Source organism: Bradyrhizobium sp. 27S5 (assembly GCF_037217225.1).
In the GTDB taxonomy this organism is placed as follows: Bacteria; Pseudomonadota; Alphaproteobacteria; order Rhizobiales; family Xanthobacteraceae; genus Bradyrhizobium; species Bradyrhizobium septentrionale.
Genome location: NZ_CP147714.1, coordinates 1483442 through 1501522, shown reverse-complemented (window position 1 = coordinate 1501522; position 18081 = coordinate 1483442). Strand labels below are relative to the sequence as shown.

Below are 18081 nucleotides of genomic sequence, written 5' to 3'. Positions count from 1 at the left end.
ACGGGCGCGCTCACGCGCATGGCGCGTGCTTGAACAGATACGCGTTGGCCCGCTGCAGCATCTGCGCCAACCGTTCCGCACGCGGCCCCAACGGGGCGATGGCCTCCCCGGCGTCGCGCAACAAATCCAGCGCGAAGTGGCGAGCTGCCTGCAGCCCCATGATCGACGCGCAGGTCGGCTTCTGCGCCGCCGCGTCCTTGCCGGGGGTCTTGCCCAGCGTCGCGGTATCCGCTGTCGCGTCGAGAATGTCGTCGACCACCTGCAACGCCAGGCCGAAACAGGCGGTGTAGCGATCGAGCGCACAGTACAGCGCAGCGTGCGCGGCATCCTCCGCGATGGCGCATAGCGCGCCCATGCGAACGGACGCGCGCACTAGCGCTCCGCTCTTCATCCGGTGCATCGCCACGATCCTGTCCAGCTCGACGTGCTTTCCGACCAGCGACAGATCCATGGCCTGCCCGCCTGCGGCACCCTCGGCGGACACCGCCTGCGCCAGTTCGCGCACGAGCGCGATACGGTTGTCGCCCGGCGCATCCAGGCTCGCCAGGGTCAGGAAGGCGTGCGCCTGCAGCGCATCGCCGACCAGGATCGCAGTGGCTTCGCCGAACTTGACGTGCACGGTCGGAAGGTCGCGGCGAAGCACGTCGTCGTCCATCGCGGGCAGGTCGTCGTGGACCAGGGTACAGGCGTGCATCATTTCGATGGCGGCGCCGACGTCGTCGAGCATGTGCACCGGCGTGTCGGCCAGTGCGCCGGCAGCCAGACAGAGCAAGGCGCGGGTGCGCTTCCCGCCATGCAAGGTGGCGTAGCGCATCGCCGCCATCAGCTCGGTCTCACCGTCGTGTTCGGCGCAGAGAAGACGCGCCATCGCCTGTTCGACCCGCTTTGCGCCGTCCTGCATCCAGATCTCCGGCAGCAGCCTGCCGGGTGCATGCGCGCCCAATCCGCCGAGCGCGGAAACGCCAGTTCGGTCGTCGTGCAGCGTGGAACCAGTCTGCATGTTGTTCATCTCCTTGGTACCTGAAACGGCCACGGCGAGCCCCAAGCCGCCGCGGTGTTGCCGGCGTCGCACCGAGTGCAGCAATGCCGCGCGTCGCCGGCGCCGCTGCCTCGCCACACGGGGCATGCGATCCCAGCTCATGAGAATCCGATGCGGATTGTCATGGACGGATGTGCGGTCGGGTAATAGCGCCGGCCTTTTTCGACGCCGCTCAGCAACCGCGGCCGCACCCCGGCCTTGTGCATGGTCAGCGCCAAGGCGATGCAGAACTGCACCAGTTCCAGCCATACCAAGTGATAGCCGATGCAGACGTGTGGGCCGGTACCGAACTGCAGCATGTCCACCGGCCGGATCGGCTCCGTGCGTTGCAGCCACCGCGCCAGGCGGAACTGATCAGGCGCCTCGTGCAGCAGCGCCGATGTCGAGAAATGCAGCAGCGGGATGCACAGATGGGTGCCCGCGGGAATGCGCCGTTGGCCGAGTTGCAATTCCTGCAGCGCGCGACGCGGCAGGAGCGTGGTCGCCGGATGCACGCGCAGCGTCTCGCGGAACAGCGCCTCGGCGACCGGACACTGCGCCAGGTCCGCGTGCCGGGTCGGCACCGCGCCCACGCGTTTCGCCTCCTCGACCAGGGCGTTCCACAGCACAGGCTGCCGCGCCAACTCGATCACCATCCAGGCCATCGTCGAGGCGGTGGTGTCGTGACCGCCAAGCAGCAGCAAGCGGATATTGGCGACCAGCACGTCATCGGAGAGCGCATCGTCGCTGCGATCGAAGGCGCTCACCATGTCGTTGATCAACCCGGTGCGCGCGGTATGCGCGCGCGCGTCGCGGACGAACTGGCGCAGCTGCGCGTCGATCCAGTCGCGGGCGGCGCGGCCGCGCCGCAAGGGCAGTCCGGGCAGGTCGACCCGGGGCGCGACGATCAACTGCAGCAGTTGCCGGTACTTGCGATGCCATCCCGGCAGGTCCTGCGCGGGGATTCCCATGAGTCTGAAGATGAGCGTGAGTGACAGGTCGCTGGTTTCGCGCAGGATGGTTACGTCGCCGCGGTCGCGCCACGCCTGCACCCGCGCCCGGATGACGGGCGCGAACAGGTCGCCGATGCCGGCCTCGGTCAGCCCCTTGGGCAGGAACGCCGCTTTGATCGCATCGCGCGCCTGCCGGTGCGCGCCGCCGTCCTGGGCGACCAACGTTCCGCCAAGCAATTCGGGCGCGATCTCTTCGATCAGCGCCGAGGACACGTCCTTGTGCCGGAGCAATGCGAACGCATCCGGATCCACGCAGGTCATCTGGTGTCCGGCAGGGCCGAAATCCAGCCAGAAGCAGCTGCCCAGCGTCCGTTCCGCGCGCAGCAGCAGGCGCGGCAAGTCGCAGACGATGGCGGGAAGATGCCCGACCAAGGGGAAAGCGCCGGGCACGACCGGGATATCGTACCGCAGCCGGTGCCGACGGTCCAGCGGGTTGAGCAGCATGTCCATCAGCAGCGCGGCGCCGCTTCGGCGGCAGGTACCACCACTCTGCCGCCCACGGCCACCTTGCCTTCAAACCGCCCCATCGTGTCCTCCTGGATTGCGTTGGTCTTTCGCGGCATGCCGCTCGGCCTCCGCCGGAGAAGGCGCAGGGTCGGCGCAGGGTCGCTGGTCATCGCCAGCGTCGCTTTCGATGACCCGAATGGCGGCGACCGGGCACTGGCTGGCCGCGCGCCGCACGGCGGCGTGCAGCGCCTGCGGGACCGTCGCTACGCACACTTCGGCCACGCCGTCCGGGTCGCGCTGGCGAAAGGTGCCCGGCAGCGTCAGCACGCACTGCCCGGTGGTTCCGCACAGATCCTGGTCGACCACGACGCGCATCTCAGCCCCCCCCCGCGCTTGCAGCCGCACCGACAGCGCGCGGAACGTCCTAAGGAACGCGGACGGCTCCCGGGTCGGCTGCTCGGCCAATGCCAGTGTGGGGAAGCGCGCCTGGATCCGCGGCAGGCTCTCGGCCAACTGCACCCGGGCCAGTTGCGCACCGAGGCAGAAGTGGATGCCGTGGCCGAAGCTCAGCATGATCTTCCCGTCGGTCGACATGCCAGGACTGGTGCCGTAGAACCGCGCGGGATCGAAGCGGTCGGGATCGGCGAAGGCGTCCGGGTCGCGATTGCCGGCCGCGACCAGCACGCGCACGTCCGCGTTCTTCGGGATCACCGCGCCGCCCAGTTCGATGTCGCGCTGGGCGATACGCGGAATGGAGCTGAACATAACGGGCGCGTCACAGCGCAGGACTTCTTCGACGAATGCCTTCACCCCCACGGCGTCTCCCTGCAGCCAGTGCCGCTGTTTGGGATACGCCAGCATCGCCAGGACCGCATGGTCGATGGCCGCAGCAGTGGTGGCGAAGCCGCCCAGCAGCATGCCCCACAACATGCTGATCAACTCCGCATCCGACAGCGTGTCGGCATCGTCGTCTTGTGCGCCGACCAGCATCGACACGATGTCGTGGCGGGGATCGGCGCGCTTGCGCGGTATGAGGTCGCCGAAGTAGGCCAGCACCCTGGCGCTGGCCGCGTCCGCCGCGGCGAGCTGGGGATCGCTGGCGTGCGGGCGCAGGCCTTCCAGAATGGCGCCGATACCGGCGGCGAGCCCGAACATGTCGTCCGGGGGCATGCCGAACAGTTCAGCGGAGACCAACACGGGCAAGGCCAGCGCGAATTCCCGATGCAGGTCCACCGCCTCCCCGCGCTCCAGCGCGGGCGCCATGCCGTCCAGGCGCGCAGCGACGATGCGCGCGATGCTCGGCCGCAGGTTGTCGATCTGGCGCATGGTGAAATCGCGCGAGATCAGCCGGCGCAGACGCGTATGCGTCGGTGGGTCCTTCATCGCTAGCGTGGACGCCAGCAGATTGAGCGATAGGCTGGTCGCCACACGCGGGAAATAGCGCGCCAGTTCGCCCGGCGCCGGCGCCCGAAACGCATCGCCCGTGGCCTTGAACGCCCAGTAGATGTCGGCGTGGCGGCTCAACAGAAAGAGCCCCGACGCCGCGCGATGCACCGGATCGTGCTCGCGCAACCACCGCATGAACGGATACGGGTCGTGGGTGCACGCCGCCGACGCTAGTTCGGCGAAGGCGTCCCGGCATGCTGCCGTGGTTTCTTGCATGTCCATCTTGGCTACCTGTTGGCTACCTGATCTGACCGGCGCGCGAGGCGCGCCGGCAAATTGCGGAGAAGATCCCGATCCCCGGCGGCGTCCGCGCATCACCAGAGCACCGGGAACTCCTCGAACCCGCCAGTGATGATCTCCTTGCGCAACTTCAGTTCTTCCGGCGCCACGGCCAGGCGCAGCGCGGGAAAGCGCTGGAAGATCGAACCGAACACCACCTTGAGTTCCAGCCTGGCCAGCGCCACGCCAATGCAGTAGTGCGGCCCGAAGGAGAACGCCACGTGCGGCTTTCCGTCGCGCCCGACGTCGAAGATTTCCGGTTCGTCGAAATGGCGCGGATCGAACGACGTCGCCGGCAGGCCGACCAACACCTTGCTCTCCGCGGGAATATGAACGCCCGCGATGGTCACGTCGGTCCTCGGATAGCGCATGATGCCGTCCCACCCCGCGCCCGGCGGGTACATGCGCAGGATTTCCTCCACCGCCTTGTCCACCAGGGATGGATCGCCGACCAGGCGTTCGCGCTGCTGCGGATGGCGGAGCATGGCCAGCAGGCCGAATTCGATCTGCGCGACGGTGCTCTCGTGCCCGGCCACCAGCATGCCCGCCGCCAGGCCCATCGCCTCTTCCTCGGTCGCCTTGCCCAGGTCGACCGCCGCAAGCAGATCCGTCAGCAGGTTGTCGCCCGGATCCTGGCGCTTGTCCCGCATCTTGCCGCGAATGTAGGCGCGCAGCTCTTCCCAGGCCAGGCGCGACGCGGTGCGCGGGCCGCTTTCATGCTGGTGCGTCATCACCTCGTCGGACAGCTCGGCGAAAAAGGCGTGATCCTCGTAGAGCACACCCATCAGCGCGCTGATGACCATAGCCGGAAGCGGAAAGGAGAGGTGGCGCCGCAGGTCAGCGGGCTGGGGCTGGGCCGCCAGCGTCTCGAACAACTGCGCGGCGATCGCCTCTACCCGCTGCGCGAGCAGCTTCACCCTGTGGTCACTGAACGCCGGCGCCACGATCGTGCGTAACCGGGCATGTTCGGCCCCCTCGTGCGAGACCAGCCACCCCGGCGAACCGAGAATCACCGAATCCGGGGTGAATGCCGCCGGCGGCATTCCCGCAGGCCGGAACGCCGTGTCGGACATCACCGCCTTGGCTTCGTCGTAGCCCGTCACCCACCAGCCTTCGTGCCCGGACGGGAAGCGCACGCGGTGGATCGGACCGTTGGCGCGTAGCGCCAACATCTCGGGCGAGGGCTCGATGTGATCGACGCGCCACATCGGTAGCGTCGGCAAGGGGTGTTCGGACATGGTGGCACTTCACTCTCTAAGCGATGGAAGGGCGGAAGGTGACCGGCAGGCGCTGCGGGCAGCGAATGACGTAAGATGGCACGTCGACGACCTCCTCCGCGGCGACGGTCAGCGGCAGATCCCCCAGCCGCACGAACAACCCGGGGAAGGCGCATCGCAATTCCAGGTGCACCAGCGCAGCGCCCAGGCAGAAATGCCCCCCCCCCGGGCCGACAGGCGCGGGTTGTCCCGCCGGGTGACATCGAACCTGTCCGCATCGCCAAAGATCGACTGACCGCAGGGATTGGTGAAGGAGGCTCGACCGCACCCGCCACCGACGTGTCCGCCAATATAGCCTCCGGCCCAGTCCCACACCGCCGGCGGCAAGCTTGACTCCTGGCTCAAGGTCTGCCGCTTCTCGCGACGAGCGCAATTGTTGTGGCTCCCAAAAGAAGAACTCTAGATCGCATCCAACACTCCCCTTTCCTGCATTTTCTCGGTCCGCAATCCAACGCCAAGTCATTGCCACAGCAAACCGTCGGAACGAACCAGACGCGAACAGCGACGCGCGCCGTGTCCGCCCCGAAGACCATCGCACTGCGGTTGGTGATGATGCCGCGAACAGAGCAAATCGCGTGCCGAACTGAATTCGCAGGCTCAACAGGCACTTCGTAGCGGCGCGTAGTGTCAGGTTGTCGGCATTGAGTCTCAATGCCGACAACCGGCGCGGCAAGTGCCCGACAAAGGCCTGCTCTCGCGCTGAATGTGCGCGGCAGCCCTTGCGCGATATTTTAAGCATTCGAATTGGCTGCAGCAGGTGTGGTTCGCCGGAAGCCACTCCGATGTCGGCGGTAGCTATCCGGAAAACGAAGGCCGCCTCTCCCTCGCTGGGTTGAATGGCGCATGCGGCCGAGACCTTCCCGACGGCAAGACGCCCGACGGCTCCGGCATCAAGGTAGACGATAGAGTCCTGAAGCTGAATCCGGATCCGCTTGGTCCGTAGCACGACGAGCGCGAACCCGGGTCACTTGCGGGGGCAAGTCAAGTGGACCGAAGGGTTACGTCAAGTGCAGAGCTAGGCAGTCCTTCATCCGGCGGTGCTTGAGCGCTTCGCCGCGCTAAGGCTGGCTTCGAGATTAAGTCTCAGCCGCGACTAAGCTCTGTCGTCGCTTCGAAGCGCCTCACCATCAGCAGCGTTGCTTGCTAAGCGAGTTCGCCGACCTGACCGGTGGATTGGCGTTGCTCTGCTTCTATAGCCGGCGATCTGCTGCCCGTAGCGGCGGGTGCTCGAGGCATCCGGAGCCACGTCGCTTTTCCAATCGACGACCGCGTCGATGCCGCCGGCGTCAGGAGGAGCCAAGCAAAGGATTCTAGCGCTCGCCCAGCCCCCTCGGTGCAAGACAATTGGTCCCTATACGCGCAATAAGGGGAACCGCGCTGTGACAGTCTCTCTTGACGGCGAAATTCGAGACGGACGGCGCTACATGCAGGTGCGAGTCTACTTTAAGATATCGACGCCCTGCCAGATTGTTTATCACACGAATTTTCTCCGTTTCATAGAGCGCGGCAGAACGAATTACTTGCGCCCGCTCGGCACCAATCAGCAAGCGCGGCTCGAGGAAACGCGGAACGATGCCCCGGGCTTCGCCTTCGTTGTCCGTTCGACGACAATCGATTCTCTAAAACCGGCGTTCTTGGACGGCCTTCTTGACATTGTCACGGTCCCGCAAGAGGTGAGAGGCACTTCGGTTGGCTTGCCGCAGGAGTGCAGGCGCGGGGACGATCTCTTGGTCTCGGCGCGGGTACGGGTCGCGTTTATCTCAGGCGGAAAAGCGCAGCGCATCCCAAGGTCTGAGGCTTGCTATGGAAGAGCACAGATAAATCTGCCTTTCGTTCACGCCTTAACGCTCCAGCGCCCCGATGAAATCAATGCATTGGCCTTCTGCTGCGACATCGTCAAGTCAGAGTTCGCCGGAGCGACACGTTGCTCAAGGTTCACAATCCAACTGGGTGACTGTTCTCGTCGTGGCGCTCTTATACGCGACGATCATTGCCATTGCGGCCTCATTCACCGCTGCCAAGCTCTTGGAAGAAAATTCCTCCATCTGCCGCAGAGCTGGCTCCCGACGCCGCGGCCGACGCAAGCGCTGGCCGACGCATCCGCGCCTTCACAGAAGGCGTCAATCACCACCGGCCTGCAGGCCCAACTCACTGCATCCTTTGCGTCGTGATTGTCGACAAATGTTGCCCGTTGGGATTCCTGTAACGATCGGCGAGGCTCTGTAACAATGAAGCCATCTGTTTCGGATCTGATCGAACAGTAAATTCTCCAAAGTTAGGGTCGAAAAGCGTGGTCGTTCCATTGGAGGCCGACGTCGCCACTGTGTGTGCGCCGCCTTCGGCGAAATACAAGCTGAGCAAATGGTTCGATCGGTCTTTGTTGATTTCGTTCACCATGCGCTCGACGTTCGAAGACTTGCCGAATGCGAATCTCTTCTCCTCTCCAGTCGGTTCCAAGCCAGCTTCCTCCAAAATGGCATTCTGTGCCCGAAGGTCGGCGTGAGAAGAGTCTGCTCCCCTGCTTCGCAACTGATCCTTGAGATTTTGATATTGCTGCTGCCGTTCAGCCGCTGAGGCGTGCGTTTGCGACCCAGGTGTGAGCGCACGCATTCGGGTTGGTGGGCTGTTGTTAAGATTGCGGAACCACTCCGCAGTCAGCCCAACGCAGATGCCGTCCACATTCGCATCACGCAGATCGGCCGTTCTGTAATCAAACAAGGAGGTGGCCGGACTCTCTGGAGCGGATGTACTGGGGTCGGAGGCACTGGAAGTTCGAACGTCGTTTTCATCCGAGGTATGTGGCTTGCTGCAGCAGGCCCCCCTCTTGTCGGGCAACTCCCCCGGTTGTGAGTTCCACTGAGGCGAGAGATGTGCTAGTGTTTCCGTAAAGCTGCCGCTATCCACCGACTGACTCAGTTCGTCAGCTTGGCTAGTGCGTGTCGATGAGCTACTGATTCGATCGTACATGACGATTCACCTTTCTGTGCTGCGCTAGTCTCCACGGATCGATTCGGGATGCTTAGGCCCTGCTGCGAGGATACCCAGCCAAGCTGACGGGCAGCTGTTGTCCAGCTTAGAATCGTTCCTTTGGCGAACTTCTGACAATGTCTGATACGGTGCGGCGTAGCGCTGTGTCAGATCCTCCCGCGCATCATCCGGTAGGTGGCCTTGAGCAGCGCTATCGTGGGGACGGACAATTCCTCCGCAACGCTGTTTGCCAGGATAGTAGCGGTGAGGCTGGCGCCGAATTCCTGAGTGCGCTCACCGGAATCATTCGTGGCGGTGAGCGGGCAATACCGCCAACGCTTCAACTACCGACCTTTAACCGATCGGGTTCGGCTGTCCGTCAGTGAGGGCCTCACAGTGAGCTGCGAAGCGGGCGACCATCGGTATTCCCTGTTTCGTGACGGCCTGGCGCTGCTCGGCAATCTGTTCCGCGATCGCCTCCGCGAGGTTGTTATCTGGTCGCCAAACGACGTGCTATCTTTGCGCTGGGCGGCGTCATTCCAGGACGACATTGAAGGAAGGAACGGTCGTCGGAAAGCAGCAAGCTCTCGATCGCGCGCTAGGTCCATCTCGCGAGCCGCCGCGTCGGAAAGCAAGAAGGCGGGCCAAGTCGGATTGCCGCAGCCGCAGGGCCTGATTTCTCCGGAGGACAGCAGCGCAATCGGCGGCGAAGCTGATCCAATTCACGTCCGTCAGCTCCAGAGCGCTGCGGATGCTCGCATCGCGGATGTGGCGTAACGAGGGAAGTCGGTGGATTTCGACACCTTCTCGCGTTGCGAGATATGCCTGTGCTGAGCACTCTGATAGTGTCGTCGATGGCCTGTTGGAACGCGTGGAGATTGCTCTCCTGCTGAAATGGCGTCCGAAGCGCTGGGCCATCGAATGCCCGGGCGAACATTGCAAGGGCCTGCCCCTCATCAACGTCCTGAAACGTATCGACGAAATTGCGCAGCTCGACTTCACTGTCGGGGAACGGAACTCTGTCGACGAGGCTCCGCAGCAGAAATTCGGCCCGAAGCCGGAGATGCTCCTCGAACCCGCGCCGGACCAGATCACCACGGTAGGGACGCCCCGTTTCACGGCGGCCGATCGAACCTGGTCGCGACGTTGGGCCGAGACACTGCCGCGGCATACGAACTTGAAGGCGCCAGGTTTGCCGATCACCGCGTTCCCCGCCGCGGCCAGAACCCCTCTCCGCCTTCGCTTGCCACGATTGACGCATTGAATGACGGTGCGCTCGTCCAGCTCGTCGTCGATCGGACGTGTGCCGATGACAAGACGCCCGTCTTCCAAGAGGAGCGATCACAACAAAATTATTGCTGCGACGACGCTCGCCCCTGCCTCGCCACCACCCGAGGCAAGCCATGGATTTTCAAATCCACGCCTCGTCAATCTGGTCCGACTGCTGGCGCGACAGGCCGCACGGGACTTCGTTCGAGCCGAAACAGATAGGGGGATACGAGACTGCCTTGCGATGTAAGGAGTCGCCTCCTGAAGGTCGCGCCTACGCCCGCTACTCATCAGACAATCAGCGAGACGTTTCAATCGAGGATCAGTTGCGGCTCTGCACGCCGAGAAACAAGGCTGGACAGTCGTCGACAGCTATACCGATCGCGCAAACTCCGGTGCGTCGCTGTTGCGTCGCGGCATCAGGAACTGATCGGCGATGCGACGCGCGGCAAATTCGTCGCCGTGCTCGCAGAGGCGATGGATCGCCTGAGCCGCGATCAGGATGATATCGCTGGACTGTTCAAGCATATGGCTTTCGGCGGTGTGCGTGTCGTCACGCTGTCGGGGGGTGACGTGACGCATCTGAACAAAGTTCTCGACCGCATCATCGATGAGCACGGGCTGATCGTGAGCGGCTGGTCCGCCGATTGGGACCCCGCGTTGAGAGCGGCACTCACGCGGGCCCCGACGTGGGGATATCCAGTGTACTGGGCGGCGCGAGGTGAACCTTCCAAGATCGCCACGGACCTGATTAGACAGCGGGCCGGCAGGACCATTCGCATTGATAGCGCGGACACGAAAGCTTGGAACGCTTGGTGAGCAGCCAGGCTGACATCAAAAGGCAAAACCCACAGAGCGTTGAATTGATGGTGGCCAGCGACAAGCGCTTGGCAAAGCCTGAATTCCGCATTCAGCTGGGTGATCTTATTTGTGAAGAAGCGCGAAAGCTGGAAAGGACGCTAAACGGCCCGGATTTCGCACTGATCGGCGCCTTTCTCCAATGACCTGATCATGCAGAAGGTGGCCCGAGCAGAGAGTGCAACGGAGTCGGTCGCGCGCATTGTGGGTGTTCTCGGGCGTTGGGGCACCGGATCAGAGTTTCGCTAAGTGCTCGACTTGCGGATCGAATTCGGCGTCAGGGAAAGTATCGGCTGGTTGGGCACCTTGATCTGCGCACCTACCCGGCCGTTCTCCTCCTTTACGCGTATGGCCTCGCATTGCTTGCTGCCCGGCGATATACTGATCTTCTCAAATTCCTCAGCGTTACCATCGTGACCGAGCGCGACAACACTACTGAAATGGACCCCGATTTTGGGACCAGAGGTTAGTTGGAAAAGGGCCGCTCCGTTTGATAGACGGAGGGCATGATGACGACGAAGACGAGACGCAAGATCGACGCGGCACTGAAGGCAAAGATTGCGCTGGAAGCCGTGCGGGAGCAGGCGACGGTGGCCGATCTGGCTCAGCGCTATGAGGTTCACCCGAACCAGATCTATGCCTGGAAGAAGCAACTGCTGGACCAGGCGGCGCGGGCCTTTGATGCGGGTGTCGGGCGCGAGAGCGAGGAAACGCGCGAACGCGAGATCGAGAAGCTGCACGCCAAGATTGGACAACTGACGGCCGAGCGCGATTTTTTAGCGCGGAGGTCCGGAAGATGAGCACGCCGGACCGTCGAGGAATGCTCGATCGCGCCGACAAGGCGCTGTCGATCCGTTGGCAATGCCTGTTGCTTGGCATCGCGCGCTCCGGGGTCTACCGGCCGCCCCGGCCGGCCAACGACAACGACCTTGCCCTGATGCGGCGGATCGACGAGCTGTTCATCGCCTGGCCGTTCGCAAGCGCGTGCAGCGGTTGATGCGCAAGATGGGCATCGCGGCGCTGGGACCGAAGCCGAACACGACGAAGCCGGCGCCGGGCCACAAGATCTATCCTTATCTGTTGCGCAACATGACGATCGACCGGCCGAACCAGGTGTGGGCCGCCGACATCACGTATCTGCCCATCGGCCGTGGCTTTCTTTATCTCGTCGCCATCATCGACTGGGCGAGCCGTGCGGTTCTGGCGTGGCGGTTATCGAACACGATCGACGTCTCGTTCTGCGTGGCGGCTCTGGAAGAGGCGCTGGCGAAGTACGGCAGGCCGGAGATTTTCAATACCGACCAAGGCAGCCAGTTCACCAGCGCGGCCTTCACCGGCGCGTTGGCGGGCGCAGGGATCAAGATCTCCATGGATGGCCGCGGTCGTTGGATGGACAACGTCTTCATCGAGCGGCTGTGGCGGTCGCTCAAGCATGAGGACATCTATCTCAAGGGCTATGCCGACGGCCGCGAGGCCAAGGCAGGGATCGCGAGCTGGATCGCCTTCTACAATGATCGTCGCCTTCATCAGGCGCTCGGCTATCGCACGCCGATGGCGATCTGGCGCGAACGGATGCAGGCCGCGAAGGCTGTGGACATGGTGGACAACGCTGACGCGTTGACCACATGCCCACAGCAACAACAGCAACAGCAGCAGACAGTGTCTCTGGCAGCGTGATAGGAAGTAATCAGGAGCGGTCAGTTTCCATAACAAACCGGCTCAAGCGGCCCCGCTCCGCGGGTCCATTTCACTACAACCGTGGTGAGTCACTCATTTCTCACGTCATGTGCGGGTGGCGAAAACAACGCCTGGAAATTCTTGCCGGGGCTTGAAAAGCGCAAGACGCCCCTCAGCGATCATCTGCACGATGTCTTCCAATCCTGGACCGGCGACTATCTGTTTTCGTCGAATGGTTACACCACTCTTTTCGAAGATTGCGAGTTGCTCTGCTCCCTGGCGTATATCTCGATCGGGACCAGCAAGAGGACCTGCAGCAAGCAACCAGCGGCGCCACAGGCAGAAGCTTTGCCTGGTGTCCGATGGGACGGGTCTCATGGGACGGGCAGACGCGCAGGCGCATCATGGAAGGATGGGCGCGTCCGTAAGCGGCCGATGAACTGACGAAGGCCGACTTCGCGAGAGGACAGCCAGAGTATCTGAAACTTGCCATGAGCCGCCTCAACAATCTCGCGGGCGCCTCGAATGGTAGTGTTCGGACATCGAGTGCCTTTTTCCGGCGTGGCAGCCTAACGATGACGGTCGTACCAACCTCGGATTGGAATCTCACCAACCTTAACGACACGGACCGGCGCATACGCGTGCTCGAAGAGGTTCCTGCAGATGACTTGATTCTGGGCTTACCACCGCCGCCAAGAAAGCTGCGGGTGAGGCCAAGCTGACTTTGAGTGGCAGCGAGCCGCCCACACAGAAGCTCTGCCTGTCATTCGGCCCTTTAATTGCGGTTTGTTGTCAAGCTTTACATTTCTGAATTCGCCCATGGCACGGTGGTAGTGCTCGCGCCGTCGGAGCTGGTCAGGGTTGCGGAGACGGCGCGAGCGCGGCTGATACGTACTTTGCCGGCCAGGCATTGGATCGTAACCCTAGCTCTTCGGCCCTTTTGAATGGCGCTTGACGTCTATTTTGTTCGCGTGGCGCGTCGCCGCGGTTTCCATGTGTCGGACAACGCGTTGACGGCGGCCTCAAGCGCCTTCCGGTCGACGACGTTGGGATCAAACCGCTCCGGGCCCCAGAGGCGCATATGTTCGTGCTCCGGATGGGTGGGGTCACCGATGGCATCGAGGTATTCGGCATAGCCTGGCGCACCGCCGACGTCTTCCGGAGGACAACGACCGGCGGCCTCGAGCAGGAAGGGCATGCCCTCCGTCGTGGTGTTGTCGAACCACTTTTCGAGCTTGATCACGTGATCCCAGCTGTCGCCGAAGTCATAGAGATAGTGGATCGTCTTGGCGCCGGTCTCTCGAACGATATCGCAAAGCCGCGCTTTACGGGTATCAATGGGCTGGTGGCCGTAAGCATTGTCGGGGTCGGGAATCCCCCAATGTGCCTCACCAGCGAAGAACTCGAAGAGGTGACTGTTCGTCCAGCCGAATGCCTCCTGAAGCGTCAGATGCAATCGATCAAGGCGTAGGGTAACGGGTACGACAAGGCGACGCATCACCTCCGGCTTCACATCCTTGAGAGTTACCTTGATCCGGACCGCGGTCGTGTTCAAGCTCATGCCGCCAGCCTCGGATCGTGTGCATGCATCGTATAGGTCGACGCCCAGGGAAGCAGCTCGTCCAGTCGCGCCGCTGGCCAGCCATTGACGAGCTTCGCGAGAACGTCAGCGAGCCAGTGCTCGGCACTGACGCCATTGAGCTTACAGGTCTCGATTAACGAAGCGAGAACTGCCCAATTCTCGGCGCCCTCGTCGCAACCGGCAAAAAGGGAGTTCTTGGCGTTGAGCTTGATCGGCCGCATCGCACGCTCGACAGCATTCGTGTCCATCTCGATGCACCCGTCATAAAGATAGAGCGTCAAGCCGTCCCAATGACGCAGCGCGTAACGCAGGGCCTTCGCCGTGTCGCTCTTCTGTGCAAGGTGATCAAGCTTGGCCTCAAACCACTGCTTCAAGGCTGTCGCCAGAGGTCGGGCATGCGCCTGCCTGCCAGCACGGCGCTCGACATCTGATCGGCCGCGGAGCGCTTTTTCGACTGCGTAAAGTTGGGCGATGCACTCAAGAGCCTCGCGGGCAACCGGAGCTGGCGCCGGAGCGGCCTCGCGCTCGATCTTCACAAACTGGCGCCTCAGATGCGACCAGCGGAAGGCGAGCGTCCCGGACAAGGCGTCCGCACGCGTCTCTCGGGTCATAGTCTTGTAAGCCTGATAGCCGTCGCAGTGGATGATGCCGCGAAAGCCCTCAGGCAGCTGCAAGCCATGAACGGCCCCACGGCCCGGTGCATAGGCGTAAACAACGCCAGGTGGGTCAGGTCCGGCCCAGGGCCTGTCATCGCGTGACAGCGCCCAGAAGTAGCCGGTTTTGGTCCTGCCGCGCCCCGGATCCAACACCGGTGCGGGGGTCTCGTCGACACAGAGCTTCGAAGAGCCGAGCAGAAGCTGGCGCAGACGATGCCACAAGGGCTTCAATTCCTGGGCGGCATAGCCGACCCAGAAGGCGAGCGTAGAACGGTCGATGGCGATACCGTGCGTCGTCAGCATCTGCGCCTGGCGGTAGAGCGGCAAATGCCAATGATACTTGGCGTCGATCACATGCGCGACCAGCCGCTCGGTCGGCAGTCCTCCCCTGATCAATCGCTCGGGAGCAGCATGCTGGAGGACGACGCCGTGACAGACGCGGCAGGCCAGTTTGGGGCTGCGGGTGACGATGACGCGATACTGCGCCGGTACGACGTCCAGCATCTGGCTCTCATCGTGACCGATCTCAAAAAGGGCGCCTGCGCAGCACGGGCAGCAGGTTGCAGCGGGCATCAGGGTCTCGACGATGCGTGGCAAATGCTCCGGCAGCTTGCCACGATTGGCCCCGCGCTTGGAAGTTCTCTTCTCGCAGGTTCTTGGATTGGCGTGATTCTCGGCTGCTTCGAGAGCCGCGACGGCCTCTTCGATGTCCTCCAAAACAAGCTGTAGCTGATCAGCGTCCAGCTTTTCCGACGATCGACCGAACTGCGCATCTTTTGCAAGCTTGAGCAACCGCTCGAGCCTGGCGCAGCGATCCAGCAGAGCCGCGGCAAAGACACGCAAGTCGCCTGGATCGCTCGGCAGCCATCAGGTAAATCACTCATTGGCCCGAGTCTGCCATGCTTCGCGCCACGATGCAGCGAAGATTTTATGTCCTACGCAAAGCGCTTTCGGCTGCGGGATTCGAGGCGCATGCATGCGTGTCCACTCAATGCCGGCCAGAAGCGCGGACAGCTGCGCGACATTCACCCGCATGACGCCGGCCACGATGGGAGGACATGAAGCGGCCGCCATCGAGCCGTTTCCAGTACATCACAAGGCCGCTGCCATCCCAGACGACAATCTTCACCCGATCAGCGCGCTTCGCACGGAAGACCACCGCCACGCCCTTCATCGGATCGTGGCCCAGCGTCTCCTTCGCCAACAGCGCCAGGCCATCCGCGCCCTTCCTGAAGTCTACAGGTCGGGTCGCAACGTAAATCATGAGGCCAGCGGGAGCCGTCAGCATGAACGTGTCCGGCGCAACGCAACAAACACATCACTCAACACGGCAAGGCCAGGCGTCCCTCGCACCTCAACTCGTGCCCCATGGAGCTCAACCGTCACAACGGCTGCTTCCGGCGACCCGGAGGGAGCTGCAGCCGCCGATGGCGACGATTCCGACACCAACGGCACAAACGACAGTGCACCCGCCACTGGCAGCACCAGATTGACCTGAACGCGCCCGGCGCCGCCAGTCATGCACCTGCTGGGGCCGGCAGCCATGGCGACGTGCGACATCTGTTACGATCGCGCCCGGCTCGAGACTGTCCGCGACAATCTGCGCCTTCAAATCATCTGGCCACTGTTTCCGGCCGCCGCCGGCGTACACTTCTATGCGCGGTGTCAACGGTCGTCTTATGTCGTCCGAATGGTCGTCCATTGTGAGCACCCTTGCAGAAGATGACTCTTCTAACGGCGCTCACAGGTCTACGCACAAACAATCTGATGGGCCTCGCAGCCCCGCTTACGATCAGGGCGCGCAACGCCTATGCCGATGCGCGTATCGAGCGGCTGACGCAGATCCTGAAGGTCCCTCGACCGCGCCCGGTTCGGCCGACGAACCGGAAAAGCTCGGCTCTGCGAACGGTGACGATGAACAGCAGACCTTTCTCTTCGAGGAAATCGAGACAAGCATCGGTGCGATCAAGGCCCAGGTCAACGAGGACCGTGAGCAAGCGGATGACAAGCGTACCGCGTCGGCGCCAGGGCTTTGCGCCCTATCTGGAACGGATCGAAACGGTCATTGAGCCGGAAGAGCTGGCTGAGCATGCCGTCAAGCAGAAGGTGCTGATCGGCGAGAACGTGTCAGAGCGTCTGGATGTGGTGCCGGTGAAGTTCCGTGTGATCGCTACGTGCCTTCAAGAAGGAGGACGGCGTGATCCAGGCCCGGCCCCGGTCATTGAAGGAGGCATTCCGACCGAAGCGCTTTTAGCCCAGATCGCCGTCGCCAAATATGCCGATGGCCAACCGCTCTACCGGCAGGAGGCCATCTACGTCCGCGTGAGTAACAGAATGCGCTAAGTGCAGACCGCATGGCTGCTCCGTGACGCTCAGTATCAAGGAGTTATGCTGGGATCATGATTTGTGGGGCCATTTGCCGAGGCCTTTCGCGCCTTCTCCAATGCGTCATGTTCATCTGGCTCTATGCGATCGAACCAAGAGCCCGGAGGAAATGCCGCGATGCGCTTGGCAAAGAAGGATTGTGGCTCCCAATCTCGTCGCGCCCGCTTCTCGAAGGTGATGACCCCGTTGCGGGTAAAATAGCGCGGCCCTGGAATGTTACAGTTCACCAAAAGCAGGACACGCCACATGTCACCGTTATCGGTCGCATTCTCATTCGGCTTCGGCACGTAATCCACTACAACGGGTTCTATGATGCTGCAGCGGCCGCGCCGCAGAAGATTGCCGAGCTTGCCTTGCGCCGTCGTCACGAAGTTGAAGTTGGCCGGATCATGCAGAAAGTGAAGATTAGCGGTCCTTTCGCCATCTGCGATTTCACCCGCGATCAGCGAGAGCGCAAAGGCGTGCCAGCCCAGTTCAATGGGCTTTGCATATGTCGACGCCACTTCAATGCCTCCGTCAGATGCGATCTTCCAGGTGATAACGTACACTTCGTCTGATGCACGCTCGTGGTGCCTTGTCCACGACAGATACACGTATTCAGTTCGGTCAACTCCTTCAGCGACCCCCCACGTTTGAGTGACGAACTGCGCCACCTTCGAGACTTTGGAGGTAATTTGTTCTATGGTCTCGCCGTCCTGCGCTCGCCATGTTGACCTGACCCGTTCGACAAGGGCGTTGTCGTTGGCGCGAACACTGTTGCTCGTCGTGGCCAGCTCGGCGTGGCAGATCAGCGATCGAATGAGCCAGAACCAAAGCACATGTCTTCCAACCGTTTTACGCTTCATAGTTGTCGGCTCGTCTGGCTTTCATCCACACACATCAATTCCGAGGCGGGTAACTTCAACGCGCTATGTGCGATCGCATGAAGTTAGCGGCGACGTGACGGGGGCGCCCGCTGGTGTCCCGCGCGAGCAGGCGTAGTCCCTTTTGTGTCACGCGCCGCTAACTTCGGTGGCTAGCCACAGCCTCAACTTGCAATGCTGAACCTACCCAGGAGGAGAAGCCTGGGCTACCGAGTGCCTGCATTCTTCGTGCCAGCTAATAGGCGGCCGTTTGCACTATAATTGTGTCGCCTTTGTCGACTTTCCGACCTGCGTACGTTGCAATGCGTCCCTTCAGTCCGCCTCGACCTGCAGAATTCATGGCA

Annotated in this window: 16 protein-coding genes and 4 pseudogenes; 7 read left to right on the top strand and 13 right to left on the bottom strand. The window is 62.5% G+C overall.

From position 1 onward, the window contains the following. Nucleotides 1–10: 10 nt before the first annotated feature. The 6 genes and pseudogenes from WDM24_RS07160 to WDM24_RS07135 all read right to left on the bottom strand — a co-directional run bounded on the left by WDM24_RS07160 (nucleotide 11) and on the right by WDM24_RS07135 (nucleotide 5613). Nucleotides 11–1000: a polyprenyl synthetase family protein gene (locus WDM24_RS07160; protein ID WP_166104103.1), complete on the bottom strand. Its 990-nt coding sequence runs from the start codon at nucleotides 998–1000 to the stop codon at nucleotides 11–13. A 137-nt stretch (nucleotides 1001–1137) separates the two neighbouring features. Next, a complete protein-coding gene (locus WDM24_RS07155) occupies nucleotides 1138–2481 on the bottom strand; it encodes a cytochrome P450 (RefSeq protein ID WP_176533541.1) in 1344 nt (447 codons plus the stop codon). Nucleotides 2482–2544: 63 nt separating this feature from the next. Next, nucleotides 2545–2853, bottom strand: coding sequence for a ferredoxin (locus tag WDM24_RS07150; RefSeq protein ID WP_173640810.1), 309 nt, complete (start codon nucleotides 2851–2853; stop codon nucleotides 2545–2547). Nucleotides 2854–2859: 6 nt separating this feature from the next. Further along, nucleotides 2860–4146, bottom strand: a pseudogene (locus WDM24_RS07145) (cytochrome P450); the annotation flags it as partial. A 92-nt stretch (nucleotides 4147–4238) separates the two neighbouring features. Continuing rightward, nucleotides 4239–5441: a cytochrome P450 gene (locus WDM24_RS07140; RefSeq protein ID WP_338696230.1), complete on the bottom strand. Its 1203-nt coding sequence runs from the start codon at nucleotides 5439–5441 to the stop codon at nucleotides 4239–4241. Between the two features lie 16 nt (nucleotides 5442–5457). Further along, complete coding sequence (locus WDM24_RS07135) at nucleotides 5458–5613, bottom strand: cytochrome P450 (protein ID WP_224924231.1); 156 nt, start codon at nucleotides 5611–5613, stop codon at nucleotides 5458–5460. Nucleotides 5614–6183: 570 nt separating this feature from the next. Between WDM24_RS07135 and WDM24_RS07130 the strand changes: the two genes are divergently transcribed. Both WDM24_RS07130 and WDM24_RS07125 read left to right on the top strand, forming a co-directional pair. Then, nucleotides 6184–6423: a phospholipase effector Tle1 domain-containing protein gene (locus tag WDM24_RS07130; RefSeq protein WP_338696226.1), complete on the top strand. Its 240-nt coding sequence runs from the start codon at nucleotides 6184–6186 to the stop codon at nucleotides 6421–6423. A 481-nt stretch (nucleotides 6424–6904) separates the two neighbouring features. Next, the gene (locus tag WDM24_RS07125; RefSeq protein ID WP_338696224.1) at nucleotides 6905–7651 is read left to right on the top strand and encodes a thioesterase family protein; all 747 of its coding nucleotides are present in this window, start codon (nucleotides 6905–6907) and stop codon (nucleotides 7649–7651) included. On the opposite strand, the gene WDM24_RS07120 is transcribed toward WDM24_RS07125, so the two are convergent. Continuing rightward, nucleotides 7629–8447 carry a YopT-type cysteine protease domain-containing protein gene (locus WDM24_RS07120; protein ID WP_338696222.1) on the bottom strand — a complete coding sequence of 273 codons (819 nt, stop codon included), beginning with the start codon at nucleotides 8445–8447 and terminating at the stop codon, nucleotides 7629–7631. The two genes, WDM24_RS07125 and WDM24_RS07120, sit on opposite strands and share 23 nt — an antisense overlap. Before the next feature lie 309 nt (nucleotides 8448–8756). Between WDM24_RS07120 and WDM24_RS07115 the strand changes: the two genes are divergently transcribed. Both WDM24_RS07115 and WDM24_RS07110 read left to right on the top strand, forming a co-directional pair. Then, nucleotides 8757–9224, top strand: a complete 468-nt coding sequence (locus tag WDM24_RS07115; RefSeq protein WP_338696220.1) for a hypothetical protein — start codon at nucleotides 8757–8759, stop codon at nucleotides 9222–9224. A gap of 85 nt (nucleotides 9225–9309) precedes the next feature. Next, nucleotides 9310–9711, top strand: a complete 402-nt coding sequence (locus WDM24_RS07110) for a hypothetical protein (protein WP_338696218.1) — start codon at nucleotides 9310–9312, stop codon at nucleotides 9709–9711. A gap of 377 nt (nucleotides 9712–10088) precedes the next feature. Here the strand turns inward: WDM24_RS07110 and WDM24_RS07105 are convergent, their stop codons facing one another. Continuing rightward, entirely contained in the window at nucleotides 10089–10334 is a 246-nt protein-coding gene (locus WDM24_RS07105; RefSeq protein ID WP_338696216.1) for a hypothetical protein, read from the bottom strand. Between the two features lie 197 nt (nucleotides 10335–10531). Here WDM24_RS07105 and WDM24_RS07100 point away from each other — a divergent pair, with 197 nt between their 5' ends. Together WDM24_RS07100 and WDM24_RS07095 are read left to right on the top strand one after the other, a co-directional pair. Then, entirely contained in the window at nucleotides 10532–10720 is a 189-nt protein-coding gene (locus WDM24_RS07100; protein WP_338696214.1) for a hypothetical protein, read from the top strand. Between the two features lie 363 nt (nucleotides 10721–11083). Next, nucleotides 11084–12251 (top strand): annotated as a pseudogene (locus tag WDM24_RS07095) (IS3 family transposase). 958 nt (nucleotides 12252–13209) lie between these two features. Here the strand turns inward: WDM24_RS07095 and WDM24_RS07090 are convergent. The 4 genes and pseudogenes from WDM24_RS07090 to WDM24_RS07075 all read right to left on the bottom strand — a co-directional run bounded on the left by WDM24_RS07090 (nucleotide 13210) and on the right by WDM24_RS07075 (nucleotide 16191). Beyond that, a complete protein-coding gene (locus tag WDM24_RS07090) occupies nucleotides 13210–13812 on the bottom strand; it encodes a plasmid pRiA4b ORF-3 family protein (RefSeq protein ID WP_338830728.1) in 603 nt (200 codons plus the stop codon). Then, a pseudogene (tnpC, locus tag WDM24_RS07085) lies at nucleotides 13809–15373 on the bottom strand (IS66 family transposase). The gene WDM24_RS07090 and the pseudogene tnpC overlap by 4 nt, the downstream one beginning before the upstream one ends. Before the next feature lie 104 nt (nucleotides 15374–15477). Beyond that, nucleotides 15478–15777: an IS66 family insertion sequence element accessory protein TnpB gene (gene tnpB, locus WDM24_RS07080; RefSeq protein ID WP_338823135.1), complete on the bottom strand. Its 300-nt coding sequence runs from the start codon at nucleotides 15775–15777 to the stop codon at nucleotides 15478–15480. 87 nt (nucleotides 15778–15864) lie between these two features. After that, nucleotides 15865–16191: a transposase gene (locus WDM24_RS07075; RefSeq protein WP_338696208.1), complete on the bottom strand. Its 327-nt coding sequence runs from the start codon at nucleotides 16189–16191 to the stop codon at nucleotides 15865–15867. A 20-nt stretch (nucleotides 16192–16211) separates the two neighbouring features. Here WDM24_RS07075 and WDM24_RS44265 point away from each other — a divergent pair. Continuing rightward, nucleotides 16212–16811 (top strand): annotated as a pseudogene (locus WDM24_RS44265) (IS66 family transposase); the annotation flags it as partial. 56 nt (nucleotides 16812–16867) lie between these two features. On the opposite strand, the gene WDM24_RS07065 reads toward WDM24_RS44265, so the two are convergent. Next, nucleotides 16868–17719: a nodulate formation efficiency C protein gene (locus WDM24_RS07065; RefSeq protein WP_338696206.1), complete on the bottom strand. Its 852-nt coding sequence runs from the start codon at nucleotides 17717–17719 to the stop codon at nucleotides 16868–16870. Nucleotides 17720–18081: the final 362 nt, after the last annotated feature.

Excerpts from the sequence above, each read along its gene's own strand:
- WDM24_RS07075 (WP_338696208.1), bottom strand. The coding sequence starts at position 16,191 with ATGGACGACCATTCGGACGACATAAGACGACCGTTGACACCGCGCATA.
- tnpB (WP_338823135.1), bottom strand. The coding sequence starts at position 15,777 with ATGCTGACGGCTCCCGCTGGCCTCATGATTTACGTTGCGACCCGACCT.
- WDM24_RS07160 (WP_166104103.1), bottom strand. The coding sequence starts at position 1,000 with ATGCAGACTGGTTCCACGCTGCACGACGACCGAACTGGCGTTTCCGCG.
- WDM24_RS07065 (WP_338696206.1), bottom strand. The coding sequence starts at position 17,719 with ATGAAGCGTAAAACGGTTGGAAGACATGTGCTTTGGTTCTGGCTCATT.
- WDM24_RS07140 (WP_338696230.1), bottom strand. The coding sequence starts at position 5,441 with ATGTCCGAACACCCCTTGCCGACGCTACCGATGTGGCGCGTCGATCAC.
- WDM24_RS07150 (WP_173640810.1), bottom strand. The coding sequence starts at position 2,853 with ATGCGCGTCGTGGTCGACCAGGATCTGTGCGGAACCACCGGGCAGTGC.
- WDM24_RS07120 (WP_338696222.1), bottom strand. The coding sequence starts at position 8,447 with ATGTACGATCGAATCAGTAGCTCATCGACACGCACTAGCCAAGCTGAC.
- WDM24_RS07130 (WP_338696226.1), top strand. The coding sequence starts at position 6,184 with ATGTGCGCGGCAGCCCTTGCGCGATATTTTAAGCATTCGAATTGGCTG.
- WDM24_RS07125 (WP_338696224.1), top strand. The coding sequence starts at position 6,905 with ATGCAGGTGCGAGTCTACTTTAAGATATCGACGCCCTGCCAGATTGTT.
- WDM24_RS07090 (WP_338830728.1), bottom strand. The coding sequence starts at position 13,812 with ATGAGCTTGAACACGACCGCGGTCCGGATCAAGGTAACTCTCAAGGAT.
- WDM24_RS07155 (WP_176533541.1), bottom strand. The coding sequence starts at position 2,481 with ATGGACATGCTGCTCAACCCGCTGGACCGTCGGCACCGGCTGCGGTAC.